Below are 25,870 nucleotides of genomic sequence, written 5' to 3'. Positions count from 1 at the left end.
CATGGAGCAGCCAAACGTTCAGGCGGGGCAATTATATACATTGCAGCTTCCATCTAGGTACGAAAGCATAACACAGCTGGAGGCTTTGATAGAGGAAATTGCTGATAAATACCGCGTTAGCGACGATACCTTTGCCAACATGATGACCTGTTTGAACGAGGCCGTGGTGAACGCTATTGTACACGGCAACAAACTCGACGAAAGCAAGACCGTTATAGTAAATGCCGATGTAGAACCCAAACGCGTAATATGGACTGTTACCGACCGGGGAAACGGGTTTGATTATAACAACCTGGCCGACCCAACAGCGCCTGACAGGCTTGAAGAGCTTACCGGCCGAGGCGTATTCATCCTGAAACATCTTGCCGATCAATGCATATTCAACGCCAAAGGCAACGAGGTGGAACTACACTTTAAAATATAATGCCTGCCATAAATTTCTTTGAAGAGGGCATCAGCTATAAACTAAAAAACAAAACTGCTGTACGCAAATGGATTATCGAAACCATTGTGGCAGAGGGCTATAAGCTTGATGAACTTACCTATATTTTCTGCACAGACGAGTACCTGCTACAAATAAATCAGCAATATCTTGATCATGATACCTACACCGATATCATTACCTTCGATAACTCCGAAGAGGAGGGTATTATCGTGGGGGATATCTTTATTTCGGTAGAACGGATAAAGGAGAATGCCACCAAATTTTCCGTAACCGAAGCGCAGGAGTTGCACCGCGTAATGATACACGGCGCGTTGCATTTATTGGGCTACAAGGATAAATCTGCCGCCGACAAGAAAAAAATGACATTAAAAGAAGACCAATATTTGGGTACACGTACCTTTTAATGCTACTTTTACCTGTAAATTAGTCATATCCAATTTTTTAACCAATGAAAACACTTGCATTAATACTTACGCTGATGTTCGTAACATCGGCTCCCTCATCTGTTTATGATTTCAAACTAAAAACCATCGACGGGAAAAATTTCTCGCTGGCTAAGTACAAAGGCAAAAAAGTGCTTATCGTAAACACCGCTTCAAAATGCGGTTATACTAAACAATACACTGATTTACAGAAACTTGCTGATCAGTACAAAGACAAACTGGTAGTAGTAGGCTTCCCTGCGAACAACTTTGGCGGGCAGGAACCAGGTACCAACCAGGATATCAAAGCGTTTTGCCACGATAACTTCGCGGTTACTTTCCCTATGAGCGGCAAGGTGAGCGTTTTAGGTTTGGATATCGACCCATTGTTCCAATACCTTACCACTGCCGATAACCCCGATTTTAAAGGCGATATCAAGTGGAACTTCGAGAAATTTTTAATTGACGAGAACGGCAAGCTGATACACCGCTACCGCTCTGCTGTAACTCCGTTAGATCCACAGATTACCAGCGCGTTGTAATCATAACATTGATATAATAAAAAAGGAGGCGAAATCGCCTCCTTTTTTTTGCCTGTATTTGCCATAATGCATCAATTTTAGGGCTGTTTTTTCGCTTTTTCCTTGTCTTTTTTGAGCTGTTCCTGAGCTTTTTTGATTGAGTCTTGTTTTGCCTTGGCGGCCTTCTCTTTTTTCTTGAAGAAACCCCTCAGCAGGAAATTATGCTGCGCCGCCTTAAGGTCTTCGTTGAGGGTGGCGGTGGTGGCGTGAACACCTTTCATGGTGGTTTGGGCCTGGCGCACGGTGCCTTCCAGGTCGCGGGCTATTTTATCGTTGTTCAGCAGGCGGCCGATGCTGCCCTTGCCGTTGTTTACTTTAGCTACGATATCTGCCAGGTTGCTGGTGAGTACTTCGGCGTTATCGGCTACCCGGACCAGTTTGTTGAAAATCCTGTCAACATCCATCGGGTTTACCGAGTTCAGCTCATTTCCTTCGCCAACTTCTTCGGTACTGTTTACGCCGCCGGGGGCTATCACCACCAGCTTATCGCCCATCAACCCGTCGCTGCCGATACTCATCCTGGAATCTTTTTTGATGAATTTCTTTACCGATTTATTCAGGCTAAGGTCAACCCTTACCGAGCTATCCGTAACGATGTTGATGCCCTCTACCACGCCCACGTTGATGCCGGCAAAACGCACGTTGTTGCCTACGGTAAGGCCGTTTACGTTTTTAAACGTGCCATATACCCTGAACGTAGAGTTGAACAGGCTTTTTTGATTGCCGATGAAGAATACTGCCAACAGCAGTATCACGAAGCCTATTATGGTGAATACGCCTATCTTTATTTTTTGTGATGATGTGGTTCTCATGTTGTTTCGTTAAAAAATGACCTTACCAGTTCGTCGTCCGAGTTATGCAGCTCGTCGAACGTGCCCTCGGCTATATATTCGCCATCGTTCATGATCACCAAGCGGTCGCCGGTTATTTTGGCGCATTCCATATCGTGGGTAATGATGATAGATGTCGTTTTGTATTTCTGTTGCATGTTGAGTATCAGCTCGCTTATCTCGCGCGAGGTGATGGGGTCTAAGCCGGTGGTAGGCTCGTCATAAAGCATTATTTCGGGCTTTACAATCATGGTACGCGCCAGGCCTACCCGCTTGCGCATGCCACCCGATAGGTCCGATGGCATTTTATCAATCGCATCGAGCAATCCTACGCCTTCCAGCACTTCTTCTACGCGTTGGTCTATCTCTGCCTTGTCCTTCATTTTTAAGACCCTTGTAAGCGGAAATTCGAGGTTTTCGCGCACGGTCATAGAATCGTACAAAGCCCCGCTTTGGAACAGGAAACCCACCCGGGTACGCAGCTTTTTTAACTGTCGCTCGCTCATTTTGGCAACTTCATCACCAAATACCTTTACTGTGCCTTCATCAGGATTTAAAAGCCCCACGAGGCACTGTATGGTTACCGATTTTCCCTGCCCCGATTTGCCAAGCACTACCACGTTCTCGCCCCGTTTTACCCGCAGGCTTAAATCGCTCAGTACCACATTATCGCCGAATGATTTGGAAATGTGCGCGATATCTACCACCACCTCATCGGGCTTGTGCTTTGGCGCGTTGTTGCTTTGTATGTGCTCTGCCATGTTACCTGTAGAATAAAATACTGGTGATCTGTACAGCAATGGCATCTATCACGAATATCCATAGCGACGCCGTCACCACGGCCGAATTGGCGGCCAAGCCTACGCTTTCTGTGCCTTTATCGGAATGAAAACCTTTATAGCAGCCTACAAAACCTATCGCGAAGCCAAAAAACACGGTTTTTACCAGGGCGGGTAAAAAGTCGACAAATTCCAGGGAGGAGATACATTTATGGAAATAAAGCGAAAAGCTGATATCGTCTGTAAAGTTTAAGGCGAGAAACCCGCCAAATAAGCCAATTACATCGCCCATCAGGGCCAGTATCGGCACCATAATACTAGTGGCCAATATGCGGGTAACCACCAGGTATTGCATGGGGTTGGCACCCGATACCTCCATGGCATCAATCTGCTCGGTAACTTTCATGCTGCCCAGTTCGGCACCAATGCTGGAAGCGATTTTACCGGCGCAGATAATGGCCGTAATTACCGGCCCCATCTCGCGGATAAAGGATACGGCAAGCGTTTTCGGCAACATGCTTTCGGCACCCATATCAACCATAGAGGGGCGCAGCTGCAGGATGAGCACCAGGCCCATGATAAAAGAAGTAAGGCCCACCAGCATGAACGACTTGTAGCCAATTTCGTAGCATTGGCGCACAAATTCCTCCCACTCAAAGCCCCCCGTGAAAATATTGCGGACGAAACGGCTGAAGAAAACGCCCTGTTCGCCAACGCTTTCCATCCATTTTTTGTACCCTGTTAATGCCTGTCCTTCCATAAAATCCTAACTACTTGCCAGTTATAAACAATCTGTTTGGTAAAAGTTTGCATAGCCGGTTGATTTAATTAGAAGTTAAAAGAACGCGCAGTCTGGTGCAAATTGAGTGAACACGAATTGAGTGAACACGAATTTTATCTAATTAAGACGAATTTCACGAATTATAAAAACATTATAAGTAATTTAAAATCAATTATTTAAGTAATATTGGTCGTCGTAAATTATGTTCGATTCGTTTTCAATTTTCTTTAATTCGTGAAATTAGTGTTCACTCAAACTCTCACGATGCATTCGTTTTTAATCCTCTTTAATTGTGTTCACTCAAACTCCCGCGACGCATTCGTTTTTAATCCTCTTTAATTGTGTGAACGCAATCACAACCCCGTCATTTGTGCTACTGATAATCATCCCTTTATATCCACTATTTTATTTATGCTTATTTTTGCGGTTTAAACTGGCCATCAATGGGATATAAGGCAATTTTAGTGGGCGCAAGCGGGCTTATAGGCAGTAAACTGCTTACCGAGCTGCTTAACCATGCCGAATACGACGAAGTATTGGTACTGGTGCGCAAAGAGTTACCTGTTCAACATAAAAAACTGGTGCAATTGGTGATTGATTTCAACGATTTGCCTAAGTATGCCGCTTCCATTACGGGGCGCGCTGTGTTTAGCTGCCTGGGTACCACTAAAGCCAATACGCCTGATGTAGCCCAGTACCGTAAAATAGACCACGATTATCCGCTGGAGATTGCCCGCATGGCAAAAGCAAACGGGATAAAACAGTTCCATGTGGTTTCGGCTATTGGTGCCAACGCCCAATCGTCAACCTTTTACTTAAAACTAAAAGGCGAGCTGGAAGAGAGCCTTAAAACCATCGGCATAGAAAGCCTGCATATCTACCAGCCATCCATGCTATATGGCGGCAGGGAAGAGAAACGCGCCTTCGAGAAAGTGCTCATCGGGGTCTTTAAGGTGGTCGACTATCTGCTCATCGGCAGCCTTAGGAAATACCGCAGCATTGATGGTGCCACCGTTGCGCATGCCATGTACAAAAAATCGCTGGCAGGCAAGCCGGGCACACATACCTACACATTCGATAACATAATAAACGCTTAGTGAGTACATACATTTCGGCCGAGAATTTGGGCCACTCTTTTCATGATAACTGGTTGTTCAAAAACCTTACCATCGGCATCAACCGTGGGCGCAGAGTTGCGCTTGTGGGTGTAAACGGTGCGGGTAAAACTACCTTATTAAAAATACTATCCGGTTCGCTCAAACCTACTGAAGGTAAAGTGGCCCAGGCCCGCGACTTAAACGTAGGCTACCTGGAGCAAGACCCTTTCTTCAAGAACGCCGTTACCATCAGCGATTACATCTTCCATTCAGATAATATTCAGCAGCAGCTCATCCGCCGTTACGAGGAGTTGTTAGAAAACGACCCGGATAATATGAAGGAGATGGACAAGATAATGGAGGAGATGAGCGAGATAGACGCCTGGGATTACGAGTACAAAATAAAAACCATTTTGGGCCGGCTGGATATCCATCACCTCAACCAGCATATCAGCACGTTATCGGGCGGGCAAAAAAAACGCCTTGCACTGGCCAGGCTACTCATAGAAGACCCGGAGATATACATTTTAGATGAGCCTACCAACCACCTGGATATTGATACGATAGAATGGCTGGAGAAACTGCTTACCGAGGGCAGCAAAACCATACTGATGGTTACGCACGACAGGTACTTTTTGGATAACGTTTGCAACGAGATATTAGAGATAGACAAAGGCAAAATCATCCCTTATTTGGGTAACTATGGTTACTATTTGGAGAAGAAAGCCGAACGCGAAGCATCCGACGAGGCTTCGTTCCAAAAGAACTCTAACCTATTAAGGAAGGAATTGGAGTGGATGCGCCGCCAACCGAAGGCCCGTGGCACTAAATCAAAATCGCGCATCGACGCGTTTTATGACCTGGAAGATAAAACCAAGAATAACGGACCGAAGCAAAACGTTGAATTGACCGTAAAGATTGCACGCCAGGGCAACAAGATAATGGAGATGCACCATGTTACCAAAGGTTTCAATGGCAACACATACGTGCAGGATTTTAGTTACGTATTTAAAAAAGGCGATCGCATTGGTTTAGCAGGAAAGAACGGCAGCGGAAAATCAACTCTGTTGAACATGATCACCGGCGGCCTGCAACCCGATAGCGGCGAAATAATAAAAGGCGAAACAACGGTATTAGGCTACTTTAACCAAGCTGGTCTATCCTTTAAGGAAGACGAACGGGTAATAGATATCGTAAAGAATGTTGCGGAGTTTATCACGATGGCCGATGGTAAGATGATATCTGCCTCGGCATTGCTCACACTGTTCCTCTTCCCTCCTGCTAAACAATACGGCATGGTAGCCAAGCTAAGCGGTGGTGAAAAGAAAAGGCTGCACCTGATGAGCATCCTGATAAGGAACCCCAACTTCCTGATACTGGATGAGCCAACCAACGATTTAGATATAGATACGCTGAACGTACTGGAAGAGTTTTTGACCACCTACCCTGGCATCCTCATGATCGTATCGCACGATAGGTACCTATTGGATAAGATGGCCGAGCAGCTCTTTATTATGGAAGGTAACGGGCAGGTAAGGATATATAATGGCAATTATTCTTCGTTCCGTATAGAGCAGGAAGAGGCTAAACAAAGCAATAAAAAGCCTGCCGTTATTGCACCTGTACAAGTAGAAGCACCAAAGAAAGCCAAGCTTAGTTTTAAGGAAGAAAAGGAATACGAGGGTTTAGAAAAAGAGATAAGCGATATTGAAAACAAGCTAAAGGAAACTACCGAAGAGTTAAATACTATCAATATCGACGCTAAGAAATTACAGCAATTAACAGATAAGATTGCTTATTTGAACAAGCAATTGGATGCCAAAAGCATGCGTTGGATTGAGCTATCAGAACTAAAAGAAGCATAATGGATTTATCCAACTTTATGATTCAAGTTAAGCTGTCCGATGTCATCGCATCTACAGGTGTAATTATACTATTAGCAGCATTCCTGCTGAATTTATATAAGAAACTACCATCGCATAGTCGTTGGTATAGTGGGATGAACTTCATTGGAGCTGGCTTATGCGGGCTATCCTCGTACATGATCAGCTTCTACCCTTTTGTGGTTTTAGAGAGCATTTGGGCGCTTTTTGCCCTTTATTCGTTCATTGTTCCACGTGGAACATCGATTAACGAAGTAAAATAACGTTCCACGTGGAACGTTTTGATTAATGATAAACATTGTTCCACGTGGAACATGGAGGTTATATGTTTAAGAAATATAATGTAATTGTAGTTGGTGCCGGGCATGCAGGCTGTGAAGCTGCTGCTGCTGCTGCCAACCTTGGTTCGTCGGTTTTGCTGATCACCATGAACATGGGAACCATTGCACAAATGAGTTGCAACCCCGCTATGGGCGGTGTTGCAAAGGGCCAAATAGTGCGGGAGATTGACGCCTTAGGCGGATATTCGGGTATCATCACCGATAAAACTTCCCTGCAATTTAGGATGCTTAACCTAAGTAAAGGCCCTGCTATGTGGAGCCCAAGGGCCCAAAGCGACCGCGCACGCTTCGCTGAAGAATGGCGAATTGCATTGGAAAAAACACCAAACGTTGACTTTTGGCAGGATACCGTTACCTCGCTTTTAGTGAAAGGAAATACCATCGCCGGGGTTAAAACATCTATAGGTGTAGAGATAGAAGCCGATGCAGTAGTGCTCACCAACGGTACTTTTTTGAATGGCGTTATCCATATTGGCGAGAAGAAATTCGGAGGTGGCCGCTCCGGAGAAAAAGCCGCAACGGGTTTAACCGAGCAATTGATTACCCTGGGCTTTGACTCCGGCAGGATGAAAACCGGCACCCCTCCCCGCGTGGATGGACGCAGTTTAAATTACACGTTAATGGAAGAACAATGGGGCGACGAAGAACGTGGCCGCTTTTCTTACACCGACGTAAAGCTGGCAACCGACCAACGCTGCTGCTGGATAACCTATACCAACCCCGAGGTGCACGAAACTTTGAAAGAAGGCTTTGAGCGGTCGCCCATGTTTACCGGGCGCATTAAAGGTTTAGGTCCGCGTTATTGCCCTTCTATAGAAGATAAGATTAACCGCTTTGCGGAGCGCGACCGTCACCAAATTTTTGTAGAACCCGAAGGTTGGAACACCTGCGAGATATATGTAAACGGTTTCTCTACCTCCCTCCCCGAGGATGTACAATACAAAGCATTGACTAAAATACCCGGCTTCGAGACGGCTAAAATGTTCCGTCCGGGTTATGCCATCGAGTACGATTACTTCCCGCCTACCCAGTTGGGCCTGACTTTGGAGACGAAACTTATCAGCAACTTGTACTTCGCAGGCCAGATAAACGGTACTACCGGTTACGAAGAAGCGGCATCTCAAGGCTTCATAGCAGGCATCAATGCGCATCAAAAAATAAACGACAAGCACGAACTGATACTGAAAAGGTCGGAATCGTACATCGGCGTTTTGATAGATGACCTGGTAACTAAAGGTACCGAAGAGCCTTACCGCATGTTTACCTCCCGGGCAGAGCACCGCTTGCTGCTGCGCCAGGATAATGCCGATATACGCCTTAGCCCAATGGGCCACGACCTGGGCCTGATAAGCGATGAGCGCTTGGATAAGGTAAACGCCAAAATTAAAAACTCGGATGAGTTGGTTGCTTTTACCCGCAGCAAGAGCATCGACCCTACTGCTGTAAATAACCTGCTGGAGCAAGTGGGTACCAGCCCGATAAATCAAAGTGTTAAATTATTCACGCTGCTTACCCGACCGCAAATCGGTTTTAAGGAACTCAATAACATCGACCCTACCCTGCAGGATAAACTCTCGGCCCTCGATAAAGAAACTATCGAGCAGGCTGAAATAAAAATCAAATACGAGAGTTACTTTATCAAGGAAATGGAAATCGTAGAAAAGATGAAGAAAATGGAAGACCGGGAAATCAATCCGGAATTCGATTACAGCCAACTGGTTTCCCTTTCTAAAGAAGCGCGCGAAAAATTGAAACGCATAAAACCGCGCACTTTGGGCCAGGCATCGCGCATTTCGGGTGTTTCACCGTCGGATGTGTCGGTTTTGATGGTTCATGTGTCGAGATAGATTATAATTATCTGTAAATCAATTAATTATAAAATATCGTTTATATCGAATTATTTTAAATTTTTAATATCAGGGTTCATCAAAATATAAAAGTGGCTTATAGGGCAAAAAAAGTATGTTAAATCAAAAACCGATTTTTTCAAACCGATTTTTCTTCATTTTATTATCGATTTTGGCGCTTTGGGGCTGCGCGGCGCAGCAAAAACCGCAAGGAGGTCCGCGCGACCTTACCCCGCCAAAAATATTGCTGGCAACACCCGAAAATCAAACCAGAAATTTTAAGGCCAAACAAATCCAAATAGATTTTGACGAGTACTTCCGTCTGACCAACCAATACCAGGAAATCAGTATTACGCCTTTCATGGAAAAGCAGCCGGAGTACAAAATCAGTAAGAAAAGTTTGGTGATAGATTTTAAAGATTCGCTTTTAAAAAACACTACTTACGTCATTAACTTTGGTAAAGCCGTTGCCGATGTAAACGAGGGTAACGTGCTTAAGAATTTCACCTATGTTTTTTCTACCGGCAGCCATATCGATTCGCTGAGTCTTTCGGGCAACGTCATCAACTCTACTACGGGCCTTAAAGAAAAAGACGCCTTGGTTTTCCTTTTTCCGGTTAGCCAGGACTCCCTCCTCTTTGGTAAAAAGAAACCGACGATATTTACCACCACGGATACCGCGGGTAATTTCTCGCTCAACAACCTCCGCGAAGACACCTATCGCCTCTACGCTATGAAGCAACCCAGCCCGGATAAGGTTTTTAAACCCGAGGCCGACCTGATCGGTTTTTCCACAAAATCGATAGTTGTAGATAAAGACAGTTCCAACATCGTCCTCAAATTATTCAAACAGGTACCCGACAATTTCCGGGTGGCCGAAAAGCATTTTATGCCGGATGGCAAGTACTCGATGGTATTCAATAAGCCTTTAGAAAAGCCATCCTTAAAAATATTATACCCTCCTGCGTTGGATAAAGAAAAAATAGCAGAGTTTTCTAAAACCAAGGATACCGCCATAGTGTACATGCGCAACATGTCTTTCGACTCGGTGAGCATTGCCATACTGGATAATAACAAACCTGTAGATACCGTTTACCAGCTTAAAAGCAAAAACGAGAAGTTCGAGCGCAACCTGTTATTTTCATTCGGCACCAACCGCGATAATAAATTGAAGCCGGGCACTGATCTATTACTCACCGCCAACTTCCCGCTGGAGAGTTATGACTTAGCCAATATTGCTTTGCTGGAAGATTCTGTAGCAGTAAGCAACTTCACCCTGCAGAAAGATACCACCAACCTGAGGCGATACACCATGAAATACCGTTGGCGCGCAAATTCAAAATATCAGCTCAACCTTATGGAGGGCGCTTTCACCGATATCTATGGCGACAAGAGCAAACGCAGCGGAAAACCATTTACCATAGACAAGCCGGAAAACTACAGCCAGCTGACCTTAAAAGTAAGCGTACCTGCAGATACCGGTAAAATGTATATCGTAGAATTATTGGACGATATAAAAACGGTAGTGCGAAGGGATATCGTCACCAAAAACACATCGCTCTTATATAAGAATTTCTTTACCTCAAAATACACGGTACGAGTTGTATATGACGCGAACAAAAATGGCCGCTGGGACAGCGGTAACGTGAAACGCCGGGAGCAGCCGGAGGTAATATGGGTAAGCCCTAAGGAAATAGTGCTGCGCGCAAACTGGGAGGCAGAAGAGCCATTAGATATCCCAAAGGAGCAAACTAATCCATAAACCAGCCGGAATACATGATATAATTTTGCGGCAGTTTATCTAACAAAGCCCTTTGCCCATCGGTAAGGGGCTTTATTTTTTTAGCGGGCACGCCGGCATATAAATAACCCGATTCGCAAATGGTGTTCTCCAACACAACGGAACCTGCCGCTATAATCACATATTCTTCCACCAGGGCATCATCCATTACAATTGCGCCCATACCTATCAAAACATTATTGCGTAGCGTACAGCCGTGTACAATGGCGTGATGGCCGATAGAAACACTATCGCCGATATTTGTAGGCGCCTTTAAATAAGTAGCATGTATGCAGGCACCATCCTGTATGTTGGTGTTATTACCTATCTTGATATAATGCACATCGCCACGGATAACCGCATTGAACCAAACAGAACAATTATCGCCCATTACCACATCGCCAACAATGGTAGCATTTTCAGCAATGAAGCAATCGCTTCCCCACATGGGGCTTTTATCTTTTACGGATAGTATTACCGGCATATTGTTTAATGAGTGAATTTTGAATGAGTGAATGAGTGAATGAAAAAATTGTTATGTTTGCCAATAATTAAGCGGGAATAGCTCAGTCGGTAGAGCGTCAGTTTCCCAAACTGAAGGCCGCGGGTTCGAATCCCGTTTTCCGCTCTTACAATTTCTTCTCATCAGCAATCTTCAAAAGCGCCGCTTGCGCATCAACCGGATACTTATTTATATTGCTAAAAATCTCATTAAATTCTTCGTCACCCAAATCTTTAAATTTATTGTAATAAAAAGAGGTTTTAACTTCAGACTGTGAACTCACTTCTTCTTCCGACCTTTTAAAAATCGCTTTTAACAATTTTCTGTTTATAAAACAGTAAGCAACCAACACAATAAATACTATCGGATTAAATCCTAAGGTATTATATGCTAATTCGTTATCTGTATATAATATAGTACCATTTACTACTTCAGGCGTAAAGTTTATTAAGCTGAAAGTAGCCAAAAAAAAAATCGTAAGTACGAAGTAATCCTCAACCGGCTTTACGGATAACTTGTAAATACCAGCACCAATCACCATTAAAACGCCAAGATAAAAATTAATGGTCAGTACAAAGTCGTCAGCAAAGTGCCTGAAAACACCGTACGATGTTAGCAAAAATAGAGCACCAAGAATGGCATAATCAACGTACTTAACTTTATTTGACATGATAATTCTTCTATGGGAAAACCACCGTCCCAAACTGAAGGCCGCGGGTTCGAATCCCGTTTTCCGCTCAACCCAATACTTTCTCCACCCCGTCATTGCGAGGTACGAAGCAATCTCTAAGCTTTGCGTGCCGATTTGCAAGGCGGCGTGTCCTACGTAGAGATTGCTTCGTACCTCGCAATGACGCTGCTTTATAAATCCGAAATCAAAACACAGTATCCTCCAACATATCCGCATGCTGTGGATAATCCGTTGTATAATGCAAGCCCCTACTCTCATGCCTTGCCGTGGCAGATTTTACTACTAAGTAGCTAACCTGGATCAAATTACGCAATTCGCAAAGCTTTACCGATACCTTAGTTTGTTTGTAAAAATCCTCTGTTTCTTCATAAAGCAAACGCAATCTGCGCATTGCACGCTCCAACCTAAAGTCCGACCTTACGATACCTACATAATCATTCATCAACTTCTGCATCTCGCGGATGTTGTGCGTAACCAGGATATCCTCGTTAGATAGTTTTACACCATGCTCATTCCAATCCGGGATACCTTCCGGAATCGCAAATTCGGTAAAAGCAACTACTGCGTCGGTATAAATACGATGCGCAAAAACTAATGCTTCTAATAAGGAATTAGAAGCTAACCGGTTAGCGCCATGTAAGCCGGTTGAAGAGCATTCGCCGCAAGCGTACAACTGGCGGATTGAAGACCGCCCGCTATGATCTACCAATACACCACCGCACATGTAATGGCATGCAGGCGCAACGGGTATCATATCGCGTGTCATGTCTATACCCATTTCCAAACATTTCGCGTAGATATTTGGGAAGTGTTCTAAAATATCCTTTTTCTTTTTGTGAGTGATATCTAAATAAACAAAGTCTTCGCCCGATTTTTTTATCTCGGCATCAATGGCACGGGCCACAATATCACGCGGAGCTAATGATTTACGCTCATCATACTCCTGCATAAACTCCTCGCCATTGGTACGTCTTAACACGCCCCCCATACCGCGTACCGCCTCAGAAATAAGGAAGGATGGATACTCGCCCGGGTTATATAAAGCCGTGGGATGGAACTGGATAAACTCCATATTCCTAACCTTTCCTTTAGCACGGTAAACCATGGCAACACCATCACCGGTAGCGATAGTTGGATTAGTGGTTACCGAGTATATATGCCCTGCACCTCCGGAAGCCATTACCGTTACCTTAGAGAGTATCTTCTCAACATTATTAGTCTCTGTGTTGAAGGCATAAATTCCGTAACACTCTATATTATCAGACGATTTCTTCACCAGCTCGCCTAAATGGTGCTGGGTTATTAAATCTACCGCAAAGTAATGTGTCAATATCTCGATGTTGGGCTCGCGGTGTATTTCTTCTAATAAGGACCGTTCTATCTCGAAACCCGTAATATCCTTATAATGTAATACCCTAAATTCGGAGTGGCCACCTTCCTTTGCCAGGTCATAATTCCCTTCATTCGTCCGGTCGAAATTGGTGCCGTAGGCAATAATCTCGTTTATCCGTTCGGGCCCTTCTTTCACTACGGCCTCTACAACTTCCTTATCGCATAGGCCATCGCCGGCTATAAGGGTATCGTTTATATGCTTTTCGAAAGAATCTTCCTTTTTATCCACAACCACCGCTACGCCACCCTGGGCATACTTAGTGTTACTTTCATCTTCATTGGCTTTTGTAACTATCAGTACCTTACCATGCTTTGCAGCCTTTAGTGCAAAACTTAATCCGGCAATGCCCGAACCTACTACCAGGAAATCCACAGTTCTGGTCATGCTATATCTATATATTGTGTAAAATTAGTACTAATGTTAATAAGCGGTATAAAACGTGTTAAATTTGTGTAAGTAAAAAATTAGAAATAACCCGGATAGTTGATAACCCTGTTTTTTTTGAAATTTTACGATACTTTTGAGCGATTTGTGAGCAGCTTTCACAATGATACTAACATTTTATACAGCAAGTAAATATTAACATTTAAGTTTTTAGATTAATATTTGATTGTCACAGAAAGCTAAAAATCAGTAAAATAAAAAATAAAAACACGTTGATAAATGTTAGTAAAAGTTTAGAAATAACTTTTTTACTAAATCGTATCACAATTTCTTAACAATACTAACACCTTAATAACAATAGGTTTTTCTTATATATAAAAAGAACTTATTATTAATTGATTTGTGGAATGGATACCTTCGAAGAAATAAAAATGAATGGTTTTGCCGACGAATACATCGACCCGTCGCTTGACCTGTTTGCCGAAATAGAGAAACTAAAAAAGGAAAAGAATGCTGTTGTGCTGGCCCATTATTACCAGGAAGGAGATATACAGGATATTGCCGATTATATTGGCGATAGCCTTGGCCTTTCGCAACAGGCTGCTAAAACCGATGCCGATATCATCGTTTTTGCCGGCGTACATTTCATGGCCGAAACAGCAAAGATTCTTTCTCCAAACAAAAAGGTTCTGTTACCGGATCTGAAGGCAGGCTGCTCACTGGCCGACAGCTGCCCACCGCACTTGTTTAAAAAGTTCAAGGAAAATTACCCCGATCACCTGGTAATTACCTACGTGAATTGCACTGCGGAACTGAAGGCGATGAGCGATATAGTTTGTACTAGTAGCAACGCGGTGCAGATTGTAGAAAGCTTGCCAAAGGACCAGAAGATAATCTTCGGCCCGGATAAAAACCTTGGGGCATGGGTAGCTAAAAAAACAGGCCGCGATCTGGTTTTATGGAATGGTGCCTGTATGGTGCACGAGATTTTCAGCAGGGAAAAAATAACCAAACTGAAAGAGCGCCACCCAAATGCAAAGATACTGGCCCATCCCGAATGCGAGGAAGTGATTCTGCAAATGGCGGATTATATAGGATCTACCACGGGCATACTAAAATACGCCACAAACAGCCCCGAAACGGAGTTTATTGTGGCAACAGAGGCAGGGATTATACACCAGATGGAAAAAGAGAACCCATCTAAAAAATTTTTTCCGGCTCCGCCGAATAATACTTGCGCCTGCAACGATTGCCCGCATATGAAACGCAATACACTGGAAAAATTATATCTGTGTATGAAAAACGGCACGCCTGAAATAGACGTGCCGCAGCATATCATAGAAAAAGCTGTTGTGCCGATAGAGCGGATGCTGGAGATATCGGCGAGGCTGGGATTGTAATATCAACTATGCCCGAATAAAAAAGGTACTGCTGAATTAATAAAAGCAATACCTTTCTGTTTTAAGACTCGTTCGAAAATAATTTTAATCCGGTTATTCGGTTGCCCGAGTAAGTAAATATGATGCTCGAATCTGTTACTACACCCTTATTCGTTTTGATGGGAATGAATATGCCATCCTTGGAATTTTTAAAAGAAACAGGAAATAGTTTTTTTAACTCTGTTATATCATCACCAACTGCAAAGGGCTTCGTAAACGATTTACCTATTTTAAATGCGAAGGCCAAACCTTTTTTCTTTATATTGATAAAAGCAAGATAATCATCTTCTAATACAAGTTCACCGCTCGCATAAATATATGTTTTGTTGTTCTTTGCATTATTGGTCTCCCACTTTTCGTTTTTAATTTTTAGAGGGGAACCAAGTAGCTTACCGATGCTTGCGTTTTTTAGATCGCCAAATTTAATGTAATGTTGATTTGACAAGATATAAAGCTGATCATTTCTTATATAATCAGTAGTTGGACTTTTTTGAGAATAACTATTGAAAAAAAACAGGCACAATAGCAGGCTGATTGAAAGAATTTTAGTTTTCATAAGGCCAATATAAATAACTTCTCCAGTTAATTAAAAACTGCCGGAGAAGTTACTTATTAATTACAAATTATCTTTCTTCGCCTCCACAACATCCTGTATGGCTTGTGGCAAAGTACTTAACAAATTATAGCCCGTAGCTTTTTCAATATCGCGGACGGTAACCCGGTATTGTTTCCAATCGCTGTTGATGGTATTGATGTTGGGCGTATTTACCGCAATAACACGTGTTGCTGCAGAAACCCTGCTCACGTCACCATCGCCGATGGGCACTATAACCGCAATTTTCCACACGTTGGCCGGCACAGTAATATGACCATTATTGATGGTAGTGGCGCTGCCGCTTTTGCCTACACCGCCGGTACCGTAAGCACCCATAATAATGTACACCTCGTTGCCTGCAACCACCTGAGCGCGCAGGTAATTTTCCAGGTTGGCCCAGGTTTGTTGATTATTGTTGGGTGCCTGGGGTATCATGTTAGTCATTAAAAAAGTAGCCGAGTTGGCGTTAGCCGAACTGGTCCTGTCGGCCGATGGGCAATTATGACCCCGATCGAAACCCGAGTTTTGATAACTGTTGCTTTCTACATGATAAAAACTAGCGTCGAGCCCGCTAAATCCTGCAAAATTATCCAGCCTTGGCGACGCATTGGTAATGTTGCTGGCATCCAGGTGCCAGCTTACCCAGTTTGGCGTACCCCGTGTGCTGCTGTACGATTCTACGTAGTACTTCTGGTCTATCAAATAATCGTTAAGCATCACCACGGTAGGCTGCGCCCCTGATGGGTTGCCGAAGAGCAGGTTACTGTTGTCGCCGCTTTCAGCTTGTGCATCGGTACCGGCCGTTACGCCGCGTTCGGTTGCCGGCGGGCTGGTTGTAGTGGTGGTATCTGCACCGCCGGTATCAGTACTGCCGCCAACGATGATGCCCGCATCGCCAATGCCCCTGAACGTAATATTATCGATATTGGTGCGTGTAGTGGCCGTACCCACTTTCTTGATCTGGAAACGCACCTTTTTGGTAGTTTCTACCTTGAACGAATCGGTAACCAGGGTAGTGTGGTTTTCAACGATATCGGCACCCAACTGGGTAAAGGTTTTGCCGCTATCTACCGACATAAGCAATTGCCAGGTTTGGTCGGCATCGGTGCCATATTTGCCGTGGGTTATGTTGATTTGTTGTATGCCGCTTATATCAAATTTCATGGTGATATCGCCGGCCCGTAGGCGAACAGATTTTGTGCCGTCCTTAAGGTCGGCTGCTAAGCTGCCAACAAGGGCATCGTTAAAACTCCATATGCCGGTGCTCAATTGTACATCGGCAATGGCGTAAGCGGTTTTGGTACCGGTTTCGAAACCTTCGGTAATTACGTAAGGCTTAGGCACTACTACTTCTATGGGTGGTGCGGGGTCAACGTTAATACCGCCCCTATAATCCTTGGCGCAACCGGCTATCAGCAATAGCCCAAAACTTAAATAGACAAGTAACTTTCTGTTTTTCATGTATATATTATTAGATAAGCAAAACTATGTCTTGTAAATTAACTTGACGTTAAATTGTTTTATGTATGATAAATATTACAATGACAGAAGGAGGGTTAACGGAATGATTTTTTATTGGTAATTTTGTAGTTTGGGATTGCACCGATTTAAATGATTGCACCGATTTTTAATTAGTGTAAAAGCAGGCATCGGTGAAATCATTTAAATCAATCTTAAAATCGGTGAAATCATTTAAATATGTTTGAGAACCAGGAAAGAACCCATTTAGAGGAATTGGGCGAGTTTGGCTTGATAAGCCACCTCACACAAAATATAAAGCTTACCCAAAAAAGCACCATCAAAGGCGTTGGCGACGATGCCGCCGTGCTGGATTATCCTGGCAAAAAAGTGCTGGTATCTACCGATATGCTTTTAGAGGGCATCCATTTCGATTTGGCTTACACCCCGTTGAAGCATTTGGGCTATAAAGCCATACAGGTAAATCTGAGCGATATTTACGCCATGAATGGTACCGCCAGCCAGGTTACGGTTTCTATAGGCATGAGTAGTAAATTTCCTTTGGAAGCCATTGAAGAATTATACGAAGGCATTTACCTGGCCTGCGATAACTATAACGTGGATTTGATTGGCGGCGATACCACCGCATCAAAACAAGGCCTGGTAATCAGCGTAACCGTTTTGGGTTATGCGGATGAAAAGGATATCGTGTATCGAAACACCGCCGAAGAGGGTGACCTGATATGCGTGTCGGGCGATTTGGGTGGTGCTTATACCGGCCTGCAGCTATTAGAGCGCGAGAAACTGGTTTATATCGAAAACCCCAACATACAGCCCGATTTGGAAGGTAAGGATTACATCGTAGAACGGCAGCTGAAACCGGAAGCACGTAAGGATATCATAGATTTGCTGAAAGAACTCGAAGTAAAGCCAACGGCGATGATAGATGTATCCGACGGTTTGGCATCAGAGATATTACACATTTGCAAGCAGAGTAACAAAGGCTGCAACCTATACGAGGAAAAAATCCCAATCGACCCGATGACATACGAAACCGCCCGCGAATTCGGCCTCGATCCCACCGTGTGTGCCTTAAGCGGCGGCGAAGATTACGAACTATTGTTTACTGTAAAACAAGCCGATTACGATAAGATAAAGCATAAAATGGATTTCAGCATCATCGGCTATATTACCGAGCCGAATGCCGGCTGCAACTTGATTACTAAAAGCGGCAATGTACTCCCGCTGAAAGCGCAGGGATGGAATGCGTTTAGCCCCCCAGCCCCCTGAAGGGGGGAGCTTTTGTTTTGTTAAATATATGGAAACACTTTGGGTCGACTTTCAGAATAGCAGCGTTGAAGGTGTGCGATTAATATGTAATGGTACTTTAGCAGAGATTCAAAAGAAGAACATTAAGCTTTTTCCAGGCCTTAAATTAGTAATCTTGACAGAGGATTATGATGACGACGGCAATCAGGATAACCTTCTTGTAGAAGCTACCGTCGGCTACAGTGATTCAGAGAAATGTTGGTTCGCTCACTTCGACGGTGCACAATTACTACATGGATCGGAAAGAAAAAATATTATTCCCCCTTCAGGGGGTTAGGGGGCTCTCCTCCTCCCCAATATACCTCCCATCTATCTGCTTATTAGCCTTCGCTCCCAACTTTTTAATCTTTTCCGCCGTAACCGTTAAATTGCCCCGGCCATCAACCAATTTGTTGAGGGCCTTATCGTAGCTATCCTGGCTTTGTTTAATGTTTTTGCCGATGCCTTCCATATCGCCAACAAAGCCCACGAATTTATCATACATCTCGCCGCTGAGGCGGGCAATCTCCAGCACGTTGCGGTTTTGGCGTTCCTGTTTCCAGATGCTGGCGATGGTGCGGAGGGTGGCTAGTAAAGTGCTCGGGCTTACGATTACTACCCGCTTATCCCAGGCATCAGCAAACAAATCAGCATCCAGTTGCACGGCAAAACTGAACGAGGATTCTATCGGCACAAAAAGCAAAACGAAATCTGGCGAGTTTACCTGATACAGGTCGTGATAGTTTTTGGAGGATAAGCCCTGCACATGCCCGCGAATAGATTCTACGTGGGCTTTAGAGAATAAACGGCGCTCTTCTTCGGTTTCGCAATTAACCAAACGCTCGTAAGCGATGAGCGACACCTTAGAATCGATTATTAAATGTTTTTCATCCGGGAGGTCTATTATCACGTCCGGCTGCAGCCTGTTGCCATCTGCGTGGTTCAGGCTGGCTTGTATGCGGTATTCGCGGTCGCGCACCAGGCCGCTACGCTCTAAAACCTTTTCCAGGATTACTTCGCCCCAGTTGCCCTGCTTTTTATTATCACCTTTTAGGGCTTTGGTAAGGTTGGCTGCTTCGGTACTGATGAGTTTGTTCAGGTCCATCAGTTTAGATATTTCGCCGCGTAAAACGTGCCGCTCCGCGGCTTCGGTGCTGTAAACCTTATCCACTTTCGCTTCGAAAGCTTTTATGTTTTCTTTCAGCGGGTTGAGGATGGTATCGATGCTCAGTCGGTTCACGTCCGTAAACTCCCTGCTTTTTTCTTTTAAAAGCTTTTCGGCGATGTTCTCGAACTCCTTTTGGAAATGGCTGCGGGTTTGCTCAATGTCGGCTTTTTGCTCGGCCAGTTTTTCTTGCTGCGCTTTATAGTACGAGCGTGCAGATTCCAGCGACTGATTGGCCTGGGCCAATTGGCCGCGTACATCGAACAACTCGTCTAGCAGCCGGGTTTGTTCATCTTTAAGGTGTTTGGTAATGTTTTCTTTTTCGGCAATTGTGCCGGCAACACGCTGTTCTGCAACGGCCAATGAAATTTTCAATGATTCGTTCTCCGTTTTTAGCCTGGCCAATTCATCGGCAGATATGAGCGACCCTGGCCGTTTCCTGACGAAGAAAAACACCAGTGATACAATAAACAACACCCCGGTAATGCCTAAAACTATTATATCCATTTTGATAAAAAAATTAGCAAAACGAATGTAGTAAATTATAGATTACTAAAGAAAGATAAAAGCAAGGGACTGCTATCTGCAAAAATGCAGGGCGTTTTCGGTAGCTGCTTTATTACCCAGCATCATGGCTTTTTTAAAGTCGGGGCAGGCGGCAGCATCGTTTTTAAGCAGGTGATTGATGAAGCCACGGTTATTATAGGCATCGCCGTTTTTCGGGTTGAGGCTAATTACGCGGCTATAATCATTAATGGCACCCGGGTAATCTTTTAAGTTACGTTTGCAGAATGCGCGGAAAAAGTACGCTTCTGCATTATTAGGATTAAGCTCCAGGCTTTTATTATAATCGGCCAGCGCCTTGTTAAAAATGGAGGTTTTCAGATAATCGTTGGCGCGGTTAAGGTAAGCCTTGCCGTCGGTTTCATTATACTTTATGAAGACCGTGTAATCTGTAATGGCGTTGGCGTATTTGCCCAAATTATCAAAAGCAATTGCCCGGTTATAGTAAGCGAGTACATTTTTCGAGTTTAAAAGGATGGCCTGGTTATAATCGGCTACTGCGCCGGCATTATCTTTACTGTTTAGTTTTGCATTGCCGCTGCTGAAATAAAGGTCGCCATCGGCAGGGCCGAGCTTGATAGCCATGGCATAATCGGCAACGGCTCCTTTTAAATCGCCGATATCCGCTTTTGCCTGTGCCCTGTTTACGTAAGCATCAAAATTTTTAGGGTCGATGGCAATGGCAGCACTATAATCTGCTATGGCTCCTTTATTATCGCCGGCTTGCTGTTTTATTTGTCCAAGCTCAATATGTGCATTTTTATAATTGCCATCCAAAGCCAGTGCTTTATCGAAATCGGTCGACGCTGGGTTGTTTAAACTTAAGTTGGCCAACCCGCGGTTATAGTAAGCAACGGCAGTGGGTTTTATGGATATGGCCTGGTCGTAATCGGCTATGGCACCCTCGTAATTTCCTACTACATCTTTTAGGCGGCCCCTGTCTACATAGGCCCTGTCGAAATTAATTTTAAGGCTTACAGCTTTGTTAAGGTCCAATAATGCGCCGTTAAAATCCTTAAGCGTTATTTTGGCATGGCCGCGTTCATAGTAATAATCGGCTTCGTTAGGGTAATCGGCAATCTCTTTGGTGTAAAAATCAAGGGCTTTTACGGCTTCTACGCTATCTGTGGGAGTTGTTTTAAGCGTTGCTTTTTGGGCCGAGGCTAGTAATGGTGCGATAAACAGTAAGGCGAATAGTTTTTTCATGCGATATGGTAACAGGAGCGCCTAAAATACCATTTTTATCGGTGGGCTAAGTGTGAAACTTTAAGGTTTCGTTTTCAGTGTATCTTTGGGTGCATTAGCGGTACCGCTACCATTGCCGCTGGTATCTTTACCGCCCGCTTCTGTTGGGCTAACAGCATAGCCTGAGCTATCTGCCGGGCCCGAATTACCTATATGCTTTTGTCCCGAATCTGCCTGAGCACCCCCTGTTTGCCCGGTGTTGCCTTTGCAGGCGGTAAAGAACAGTAGCGCGGCGGCCAGCATAATTACCAAATAAGAAATGACTTGCTTCATGGCGATAGTTTGTGTTCTTAAACAACAATTGGCATATTTACATGTTTTATAAAACCAAAATATACCTACCATGAAATACGCAATCATCCTGCTGGCCCTTTTGGGCTGCATTTCTATATGCTCTTGCTCCAAAAAAGGAGCTGCCGGGCCTGTGCCGCACAATATAAAGGTGACAGTTACTGCAACAGCAGCCTTCACCGTTACTTTATCTGCAATAAAAGCCGACGAGACGGTAAATTCAGCCATCGATACTAAATCTGTAACTACAGGTAGTTATGAATTCACTACCGGCCTGGTGGCTGGCGGCGTGTTGCATATGGAGATACAGAACGCGGGCGGTGAAAACACAGTATCGTATATTGTTACCGATAACAGCACAATTGTAGCGCAAGAATCGGCTAAGGAATTGGGTTCTTTCAGCAAAATCAGCACCGATTACACGGTAAACTAAGGGCTGTAAGGCTTTTAAGGGAAGCCCGGATATTTCCCTGCTGTGATGTTTTCCGTAAACATCGGCTTCATTAAAGAAGATAAGTGGAAATCAGATTTAAGCAGCAAAACACAATTTGGTGGCTATTTAAACACAGAGTCCGCAAAGGTTTGCACGGAGGTCACAGAGCCTTTTTTTCGCTAAATAGAATAAAATCTCAGTGGTCTCTGTGTTTTTATCTTTGTTACCTCTGTGTTTAAATCGCCGCCATAGCCTATGCTATAAAAAGCCAATTTTATTTCGAGTGTTTTTATAAAATAGTTTTATGATACAGCCCTTATCAAACTTACTTACAATATTTAGTGAGGTATTCTTCGGCGTCTTTATCGCCAAGTTCCAGGCCTTTCTTCCAATCTACGCAGGCTGAGGCATCGTCTTTCAGCATGTGCTCGGCGTAAGCCCGGTTGGTGAAATAGGTGCCATCTTTAGGCTCCAGTTCGATGGCTTTGGAATAATCTAATATCGCGCCTTTGTAATCCTGCAACGAACGTTTGGCAACCCCACGATTGTTGTAGGCATTGGTGTATTTAGAATCTAGTTTTATGGCCTGGTTGTAATCGATGATGGAATTGGCAAAATCATCGAGGTTCAACTTATTGTTGCCGCGTTTAAAGAAACCATCAGGGTCGGTAGGTTCCAGTGCGATGTATTTATCGAAATCCTCCACCGCATCTGCATAGTTGCTTTGCGATTCGTGCGCAAGGCCCCTGTTATAAAACGAATTGGCGTATTTAGGATCGATGGCAAGGGCTTTGTTGGCATCGTCAATGGCCCCGTCGAAATCCTCGCTTTTGTATTTGGCTATACCACGGTTATTGTAGGCATCTACAAATGTTGGGTCTAATTGTATAGCCCTGGTATAATCTTCTATAGCGGCGGCATAATCCTGCATGTACCGTTTGGCATCGCCACGGCTGTAGTAGATATCGCCATTCTTTGGATCGAGTTGGGCCGCTTTGTCGAATGATTCGATAGCGCCTTTGTAATCTTCCATCAGGTTTTTGGTGAGGCCGGTGTTGTAGTGCGGGCGATAATCTTTAGGATCCAGCTCTACCACTTTATTGAAAAGTTCTATAGCACCCTTATAATCTTCGAGCCGTTTTTTGCAGATACCCATCTCGTTGTAGAAATCGGGGTCGGTTGGGTCTATGGCTGATCCTTTGCTAAAGTAATCCAGCGCGGTTTTATAATCCTTCTGAATGCGCTTTACCATACCGATGTTGTACAAAGCAGCAGAGCTGTTTGGCTTCAGCAAGAGATAGGCGTTATAATCTTTAAGCGCGCCGGCATAATCCTCAAGCGATTGCTTGGTTCGGCCCCTATCCAGCAAGGCTTCTTTATATTTGGGGTTTATCAACAGCGCCTTGTTAAGGTCGGCCAGGGCAAGTTTGTACTTATCCAGGTTAAGGTAGGCGCTGCCGCGTTTGTAGTACGCAACCGAATCGTTTGGTTTTTGGGCGATGATTTTGGTATAATATTTTACCGTGCCTGCATTTTTGATGCTATCGGCATTGGGTGCTTGCGCCTTTGCGAAGATAGGCAGCAGCAGGATGATGAACAGAAGCTTTTTCATGGCTTAATTAATAAGGTTTAAGCCCCTAAGATAATTTTTTGCTTTGATTGGTAGATTAAAAACCAATAAAAAATTATTTCGTTTTTTCCACCTTCAGGCCCACGTCGCTTACCTCGTGCAGGGGGTTATCGCGCATGTTTTGCTCTAATTCGAAATGGTACACCCCGGGTGCAGGGAATTTATACGCCGTGCGCAATGGCATTTGATAGCTGTACAAATTGCCACTGCCGCTACCTAGCCACTCGCCATCGGGGTTGGCCAGTGTAAACTCGTAGCGCAGTTTGCTGAGTTTTTTATCGGGAGATGTTTGGTAAAACAAGGCGTAGATATTAGAATAACGATAGCCGCCCCCAACCCTTAAATTGAGATAAAGGTTATAAGGCACACTGGTATCATCAATCTTTACATCGAATTTGACCCGGTTGCCGTACGACCAGTTATGGTTATCAATCTCGGTGCTGGTATCCATAACTGTTGCCGCATCTTTACAGCCCAGGGCTGCTAAAATTAGGGCAAAACAACCTGCCAGCAACAAATTATGTTTCAGTTTCATTTATTCCGGCCTTGCTGGTGGTGGGTTATTGGGGTTGCGGTTTGGGCCACGGCGGTTGTTATTGCGCCTGTTTGCGTTATTTCCTTGCGGGCGGTTCCCGTCTGGCCGGTTTTCACCATCGGGCCTTGGGCCAGCCTGCGCGCCGCCTTCTCGTTTAGGGCCATTTTGCTGGCGATTACCTTCGGGCCGCCTGCCGCCATCGGGCCTTGGGCCGGCTTGCGCGCCGCCTTCCCGTTGAGGTGCATTAGGCTGTCGGTTTCCGCCATCGGGCCTTGCGCCGCCTTGCTGGGCCTGTCCTTCCGGACGGGGGCCTTTGCCACGGCTTTTATTTTTGTTCTTGTTTTTATTGGCGTTGCGGCGCTCATCCAGGCGGGTAAGGCTATCCTGGCCAACCACATTTTCGTAATCGAGCACTTTTACCGGTATCAATTCTACTTGTACGGCCTCGGTAAGGTCGGCAGGCAAAACGCCATCGCGGTTCATTTGTTGTATTTCTTTTACGCGGGCAATCGGCAACGGCACCCACGATTCTTCGCGTGGGAAAGCAAACCACATTATTTTTTTAAAGATATCGGTTTTCTGCAGGCGCGCGTCGCCTTTTTCGGTTCTAAGCGTGTTTACGTTATCGGGGATGTGCTTAAGCGCATCCATATAAGTATCCAGCTCGTAGTTTAAACAACATTTTAATTTGCCGCATTGGCCGGCAAGCTTAAGCGTATTTAGGGATAAATTTTGGTAGCGTGCAGCAGACGTAGATACCGTTTTAAAATCGGTTAACCAGGTACTGCAGCAAAGCTCGCGGCCGCAGCTGCCTATACCGCCAAGGCGGCTTGCTTCCTGGCGCATACCTATCTGGCGCATCTCTATACGTATGCGGAAACTCTCGGCCATTTTCTTGATCAGCTCGCGAAAATCTACGCGGCCTTCGGCCGTATAATAAAAGGTGGCTTTGGTTTTATCACCCTGGTAATCCACATCGCTTATCTTCATGCTCAGCTTCAGCTCCAAAGCCAGTGTGCGTGCTTTGTGCATGGTTTCCCATTCCATATCCTTGGCCAGCTTCCATTTATCAACATCGGCAGGGGTGGCGCGGCGATAGATTTTTTTGGTTACATCCGCTTCCTTTACGTGGCGCTTGGTCATCTGCATACGCACCAGTTCGCCGGTGATGCTTACGTGGCCAATATCGTAGCCGCCGGTGGTGGTTTCAACCGCTACCAGTTCGCCCGCTTCCAGGTAAATATTATCGTGGTTATGATAGAACTCCTTTCGCGAGCCTTTGAATTTTACTTCTACTATGCTAAAGGGCTTATAATTGGTTGGCATATCCATGTGGGAAAGCCAATCGTGTACATCCAGTTTGCTGCAACCGTTAGTAAGGCAACTGCCGTTACTTTTGCAGCCCGCAGGTGAGCAACCGCCCCCTGTTGAGCAACTTCCGCATCCCATAA

General features: G+C 44.7%; 26 protein-coding genes and 1 tRNA gene. 13 read left to right on the top strand and 14 right to left on the bottom strand.

Annotated features, from left to right (window positions below; genetic code table 11):
* Nucleotide 1: 1 nt before the first annotated feature.
* From AC1DYT_RS13080 to AC1DYT_RS13070, 3 genes are read left to right on the top strand one after another with little or no spacing between them, the layout of a single operon-like run.
* On the top strand, nucleotides 2-424 hold the full coding sequence (locus AC1DYT_RS13080) for an ATP-binding protein (protein ID WP_477470046.1): 423 nt from the start codon (nucleotides 2-4) through the stop codon (nucleotides 422-424).
* Nucleotides 424-849, top strand: a complete 426-nt coding sequence (ybeY, locus tag AC1DYT_RS13075) for an rRNA maturation RNase YbeY (protein ID WP_477470045.1) — start codon at nucleotides 424-426, stop codon at nucleotides 847-849. The genes AC1DYT_RS13080 and ybeY overlap by 1 nt, the downstream gene beginning before the upstream one ends.
* A gap of 44 nt (nucleotides 850-893) precedes the next feature.
* Nucleotides 894-1,409 (top strand): glutathione peroxidase, encoded by a 516-nt coding sequence (locus tag AC1DYT_RS13070; RefSeq protein ID WP_477470044.1) that lies wholly within the window; start codon nucleotides 894-896, stop codon nucleotides 1,407-1,409.
* 77 nt (nucleotides 1,410-1,486) lie between these two features.
* Here the strand turns inward: AC1DYT_RS13070 and AC1DYT_RS13065 are convergent, their stop codons facing one another.
* The 3 genes from AC1DYT_RS13065 to AC1DYT_RS13055 are packed head-to-tail and all read right to left on the bottom strand — an operon-like array spanning nucleotide 1,487 to nucleotide 3,817.
* A complete protein-coding gene (locus AC1DYT_RS13065) occupies nucleotides 1,487-2,260 on the bottom strand; it encodes an MlaD family protein (protein ID WP_477470043.1) in 774 nt (257 codons plus the stop codon).
* The gene (locus AC1DYT_RS13060; protein WP_477470042.1) at nucleotides 2,257-3,039 is read right to left on the bottom strand and encodes an ABC transporter ATP-binding protein; all 783 of its coding nucleotides are present in this window, start codon (nucleotides 3,037-3,039) and stop codon (nucleotides 2,257-2,259) included. Before AC1DYT_RS13060 ends, AC1DYT_RS13065 begins: the two co-directional genes overlap by 4 nt.
* A gap of 1 nt (nucleotide 3,040) precedes the next feature.
* A complete protein-coding gene (locus AC1DYT_RS13055; protein ID WP_477470041.1) occupies nucleotides 3,041-3,817 on the bottom strand; it encodes an MlaE family ABC transporter permease in 777 nt (258 codons plus the stop codon).
* A 464-nt stretch (nucleotides 3,818-4,281) separates the two neighbouring features.
* Here AC1DYT_RS13055 and AC1DYT_RS13050 point away from each other — a divergent pair, with 464 nt between their 5' ends.
* The 5 genes from AC1DYT_RS13050 (at nucleotide 4,282) to AC1DYT_RS13030 (ending at nucleotide 10,768) form a co-directional block, all read left to right on the top strand.
* Nucleotides 4,282-4,935, top strand: coding sequence for an NAD(P)H-binding protein (locus AC1DYT_RS13050; RefSeq protein ID WP_477470040.1), 654 nt, complete (start codon nucleotides 4,282-4,284; stop codon nucleotides 4,933-4,935).
* Nucleotides 4,935-6,800: an ABC-F family ATP-binding cassette domain-containing protein gene (locus tag AC1DYT_RS13045; RefSeq protein ID WP_477470039.1), complete on the top strand. Its 1,866-nt coding sequence runs from the start codon at nucleotides 4,935-4,937 to the stop codon at nucleotides 6,798-6,800. Before AC1DYT_RS13050 ends, AC1DYT_RS13045 begins: the two co-directional genes overlap by 1 nt.
* Nucleotides 6,800-7,081 (top strand): CBU_0592 family membrane protein, encoded by a 282-nt coding sequence (locus AC1DYT_RS13040; RefSeq protein WP_477470038.1) that lies wholly within the window; start codon nucleotides 6,800-6,802, stop codon nucleotides 7,079-7,081. The genes AC1DYT_RS13045 and AC1DYT_RS13040 overlap by 1 nt, the downstream gene beginning before the upstream one ends.
* 62 nt (nucleotides 7,082-7,143) lie before the next feature.
* Nucleotides 7,144-9,006, top strand: coding sequence for a tRNA uridine-5-carboxymethylaminomethyl(34) synthesis enzyme MnmG (gene mnmG / locus AC1DYT_RS13035; protein ID WP_477470037.1), 1,863 nt, complete (start codon nucleotides 7,144-7,146; stop codon nucleotides 9,004-9,006).
* Nucleotides 9,007-9,121: 115 nt separating this feature from the next.
* Complete coding sequence (locus AC1DYT_RS13030) at nucleotides 9,122-10,768, top strand: Ig-like domain-containing domain (protein ID WP_477470036.1); 1,647 nt, start codon at nucleotides 9,122-9,124, stop codon at nucleotides 10,766-10,768.
* Here AC1DYT_RS13030 and AC1DYT_RS13025 read toward each other — a convergent pair.
* Nucleotides 10,758-11,270 carry a gamma carbonic anhydrase family protein gene (locus tag AC1DYT_RS13025; RefSeq protein WP_477470035.1) on the bottom strand — a complete coding sequence of 171 codons (513 nt, stop codon included), beginning with the start codon at nucleotides 11,268-11,270 and terminating at the stop codon, nucleotides 10,758-10,760. The two genes, AC1DYT_RS13030 and AC1DYT_RS13025, sit on opposite strands and share 11 nt — an antisense overlap.
* A gap of 71 nt (nucleotides 11,271-11,341) precedes the next feature.
* Between AC1DYT_RS13025 and AC1DYT_RS13020 the strand changes: the two genes are divergently transcribed.
* A tRNA-Gly gene (locus AC1DYT_RS13020) sits at nucleotides 11,342-11,414 on the top strand.
* Nucleotide 11,415: 1 nt separating this feature from the next.
* On the opposite strand, the gene AC1DYT_RS13015 is transcribed toward AC1DYT_RS13020, so the two are convergent.
* Together AC1DYT_RS13015 and nadB are read right to left on the bottom strand one after the other, a co-directional pair.
* On the bottom strand, nucleotides 11,416-11,958 hold the full coding sequence (locus tag AC1DYT_RS13015; RefSeq protein ID WP_477470034.1) for a hypothetical protein: 543 nt from the start codon (nucleotides 11,956-11,958) through the stop codon (nucleotides 11,416-11,418).
* 205 nt (nucleotides 11,959-12,163) lie between these two features.
* The gene (nadB, locus tag AC1DYT_RS13010; RefSeq protein WP_477470033.1) at nucleotides 12,164-13,756 is read right to left on the bottom strand and encodes an L-aspartate oxidase; all 1,593 of its coding nucleotides are present in this window, start codon (nucleotides 13,754-13,756) and stop codon (nucleotides 12,164-12,166) included.
* Nucleotides 13,757-14,163: 407 nt separating this feature from the next.
* Between nadB and nadA the strand changes: the two genes are divergently transcribed.
* A complete protein-coding gene (nadA, locus tag AC1DYT_RS13005; RefSeq protein WP_477470032.1) occupies nucleotides 14,164-15,156 on the top strand; it encodes a quinolinate synthase NadA in 993 nt (330 codons plus the stop codon).
* Nucleotides 15,157-15,217: 61 nt separating this feature from the next.
* Here nadA and AC1DYT_RS13000 read toward each other — a convergent pair whose 3' ends face one another.
* Nucleotides 15,218-15,751, bottom strand: a complete 534-nt coding sequence (locus AC1DYT_RS13000) for a hypothetical protein (RefSeq protein WP_477470031.1) — start codon at nucleotides 15,749-15,751, stop codon at nucleotides 15,218-15,220.
* A gap of 60 nt (nucleotides 15,752-15,811) precedes the next feature.
* Nucleotides 15,812-17,251 carry a DNA/RNA non-specific endonuclease gene (locus AC1DYT_RS12995; protein WP_477470030.1) on the bottom strand — a complete coding sequence of 480 codons (1,440 nt, stop codon included), beginning with the start codon at nucleotides 17,249-17,251 and terminating at the stop codon, nucleotides 15,812-15,814.
* A gap of 237 nt (nucleotides 17,252-17,488) precedes the next feature.
* Here AC1DYT_RS12995 and thiL point away from each other — a divergent pair, with 237 nt between their 5' ends.
* The gene (thiL, locus tag AC1DYT_RS12990; RefSeq protein ID WP_477470029.1) at nucleotides 17,489-18,538 is read left to right on the top strand and encodes a thiamine-phosphate kinase; all 1,050 of its coding nucleotides are present in this window, start codon (nucleotides 17,489-17,491) and stop codon (nucleotides 18,536-18,538) included.
* Between the two features lie 28 nt (nucleotides 18,539-18,566).
* Nucleotides 18,567-18,854: a hypothetical protein gene (locus AC1DYT_RS12985; protein ID WP_477470028.1), complete on the top strand. Its 288-nt coding sequence runs from the start codon at nucleotides 18,567-18,569 to the stop codon at nucleotides 18,852-18,854.
* Here AC1DYT_RS12985 and AC1DYT_RS12980 read toward each other — a convergent pair.
* From AC1DYT_RS12980 to AC1DYT_RS12970, 3 genes are all read right to left on the bottom strand, one after another.
* Nucleotides 18,843-20,228, bottom strand: coding sequence for a DNA recombination protein RmuC (locus tag AC1DYT_RS12980; RefSeq protein ID WP_477470027.1), 1,386 nt, complete (start codon nucleotides 20,226-20,228; stop codon nucleotides 18,843-18,845). The two genes, AC1DYT_RS12985 and AC1DYT_RS12980, sit on opposite strands and share 12 nt — an antisense overlap.
* Nucleotides 20,229-20,300: 72 nt before the next feature.
* Nucleotides 20,301-21,491: a tetratricopeptide repeat protein gene (locus AC1DYT_RS12975; RefSeq protein WP_477470026.1), complete on the bottom strand. Its 1,191-nt coding sequence runs from the start codon at nucleotides 21,489-21,491 to the stop codon at nucleotides 20,301-20,303.
* A gap of 60 nt (nucleotides 21,492-21,551) precedes the next feature.
* Entirely contained in the window at nucleotides 21,552-21,803 is a 252-nt protein-coding gene (locus AC1DYT_RS12970) for a hypothetical protein (RefSeq protein ID WP_477470025.1), read from the bottom strand.
* A gap of 70 nt (nucleotides 21,804-21,873) precedes the next feature.
* Here AC1DYT_RS12970 and AC1DYT_RS12965 point away from each other — a divergent pair, with 70 nt between their 5' ends.
* Nucleotides 21,874-22,254 carry a hypothetical protein gene (locus AC1DYT_RS12965; protein ID WP_477470024.1) on the top strand — a complete coding sequence of 127 codons (381 nt, stop codon included), beginning with the start codon at nucleotides 21,874-21,876 and terminating at the stop codon, nucleotides 22,252-22,254.
* A gap of 325 nt (nucleotides 22,255-22,579) precedes the next feature.
* Here AC1DYT_RS12965 and AC1DYT_RS12960 read toward each other — a convergent pair whose 3' ends face one another.
* The 3 genes from AC1DYT_RS12960 to ricT all read right to left on the bottom strand — a co-directional run bounded on the left by AC1DYT_RS12960 (nucleotide 22,580) and on the right by ricT (nucleotide 25,868).
* The gene (locus AC1DYT_RS12960) at nucleotides 22,580-23,866 is read right to left on the bottom strand and encodes a tetratricopeptide repeat protein (protein WP_477470023.1); all 1,287 of its coding nucleotides are present in this window, start codon (nucleotides 23,864-23,866) and stop codon (nucleotides 22,580-22,582) included.
* Between the two features lie 73 nt (nucleotides 23,867-23,939).
* On the bottom strand, nucleotides 23,940-24,419 hold the full coding sequence (locus AC1DYT_RS12955; protein WP_477470022.1) for a gliding motility lipoprotein GldH: 480 nt from the start codon (nucleotides 24,417-24,419) through the stop codon (nucleotides 23,940-23,942).
* Nucleotides 24,420-25,868, bottom strand: a complete 1,449-nt coding sequence (ricT, locus tag AC1DYT_RS12950) for a regulatory iron-sulfur-containing complex subunit RicT (RefSeq protein WP_477470021.1) — start codon at nucleotides 25,866-25,868, stop codon at nucleotides 24,420-24,422. It lies immediately after the preceding gene.
* Nucleotides 25,869-25,870 lie beyond the last annotated feature (2 nt).

Source organism: Mucilaginibacter sp. P1_D10, from assembly GCF_056406215.1.
This window is presented reverse-complemented; position numbering and strand designations above follow the sequence as displayed.

What these genes read in the sequence shown, in the direction of transcription:
- AC1DYT_RS13000 (WP_477470031.1), bottom strand. Translation starts at nt 15,751, where the DNA reads ATGAAAACTAAAATTCTTTCAATCAGCCTGCTATTGTGCCTGTTTTTT.
- AC1DYT_RS13040 (WP_477470038.1), top strand. Translation starts at nt 6,800, where the DNA reads ATGGATTTATCCAACTTTATGATTCAAGTTAAGCTGTCCGATGTCATC.
- AC1DYT_RS13080 (WP_477470046.1), top strand. Translation starts at nt 2, where the DNA reads ATGGAGCAGCCAAACGTTCAGGCGGGGCAATTATATACATTGCAGCTT.
- ybeY (WP_477470045.1), top strand. Translation starts at nt 424, where the DNA reads ATGCCTGCCATAAATTTCTTTGAAGAGGGCATCAGCTATAAACTAAAA.
- AC1DYT_RS13070 (WP_477470044.1), top strand. Translation starts at nt 894, where the DNA reads ATGAAAACACTTGCATTAATACTTACGCTGATGTTCGTAACATCGGCT.
- AC1DYT_RS13030 (WP_477470036.1), top strand. Translation starts at nt 9,122, where the DNA reads ATGTTAAATCAAAAACCGATTTTTTCAAACCGATTTTTCTTCATTTTA.
- ricT (WP_477470021.1), bottom strand. Translation starts at nt 25,868, where the DNA reads ATGGGATGCGGAAGTTGCTCAACAGGGGGCGGTTGCTCACCTGCGGGC.
- AC1DYT_RS12970 (WP_477470025.1), bottom strand. Translation starts at nt 21,803, where the DNA reads ATGAAGCAAGTCATTTCTTATTTGGTAATTATGCTGGCCGCCGCGCTA.
- AC1DYT_RS13055 (WP_477470041.1), bottom strand. Translation starts at nt 3,817, where the DNA reads ATGGAAGGACAGGCATTAACAGGGTACAAAAAATGGATGGAAAGCGTT.
- AC1DYT_RS12995 (WP_477470030.1), bottom strand. Translation starts at nt 17,251, where the DNA reads ATGAAAAACAGAAAGTTACTTGTCTATTTAAGTTTTGGGCTATTGCTG.
- AC1DYT_RS13015 (WP_477470034.1), bottom strand. Translation starts at nt 11,958, where the DNA reads ATGTCAAATAAAGTTAAGTACGTTGATTATGCCATTCTTGGTGCTCTA.
- AC1DYT_RS13025 (WP_477470035.1), bottom strand. Translation starts at nt 11,270, where the DNA reads ATGCCGGTAATACTATCCGTAAAAGATAAAAGCCCCATGTGGGGAAGC.
- AC1DYT_RS12975 (WP_477470026.1), bottom strand. Translation starts at nt 21,491, where the DNA reads ATGAAAAAACTATTCGCCTTACTGTTTATCGCACCATTACTAGCCTCG.
- AC1DYT_RS13060 (WP_477470042.1), bottom strand. Translation starts at nt 3,039, where the DNA reads ATGGCAGAGCACATACAAAGCAACAACGCGCCAAAGCACAAGCCCGAT.
- nadA (WP_477470032.1), top strand. Translation starts at nt 14,164, where the DNA reads ATGGATACCTTCGAAGAAATAAAAATGAATGGTTTTGCCGACGAATAC.
- nadB (WP_477470033.1), bottom strand. Translation starts at nt 13,756, where the DNA reads ATGACCAGAACTGTGGATTTCCTGGTAGTAGGTTCGGGCATTGCCGGA.
- mnmG (WP_477470037.1), top strand. Translation starts at nt 7,144, where the DNA reads ATGTTTAAGAAATATAATGTAATTGTAGTTGGTGCCGGGCATGCAGGC.
- AC1DYT_RS12955 (WP_477470022.1), bottom strand. Translation starts at nt 24,419, where the DNA reads ATGAAACTGAAACATAATTTGTTGCTGGCAGGTTGTTTTGCCCTAATT.
- AC1DYT_RS12965 (WP_477470024.1), top strand. Translation starts at nt 21,874, where the DNA reads ATGAAATACGCAATCATCCTGCTGGCCCTTTTGGGCTGCATTTCTATA.
- AC1DYT_RS12985 (WP_477470028.1), top strand. Translation starts at nt 18,567, where the DNA reads ATGGAAACACTTTGGGTCGACTTTCAGAATAGCAGCGTTGAAGGTGTG.
- AC1DYT_RS12980 (WP_477470027.1), bottom strand. Translation starts at nt 20,228, where the DNA reads ATGGATATAATAGTTTTAGGCATTACCGGGGTGTTGTTTATTGTATCA.
- AC1DYT_RS13050 (WP_477470040.1), top strand. Translation starts at nt 4,282, where the DNA reads ATGGGATATAAGGCAATTTTAGTGGGCGCAAGCGGGCTTATAGGCAGT.
- thiL (WP_477470029.1), top strand. Translation starts at nt 17,489, where the DNA reads ATGTTTGAGAACCAGGAAAGAACCCATTTAGAGGAATTGGGCGAGTTT.
- AC1DYT_RS12960 (WP_477470023.1), bottom strand. Translation starts at nt 23,866, where the DNA reads ATGAAAAAGCTTCTGTTCATCATCCTGCTGCTGCCTATCTTCGCAAAG.
- AC1DYT_RS13065 (WP_477470043.1), bottom strand. Translation starts at nt 2,260, where the DNA reads ATGAGAACCACATCATCACAAAAAATAAAGATAGGCGTATTCACCATA.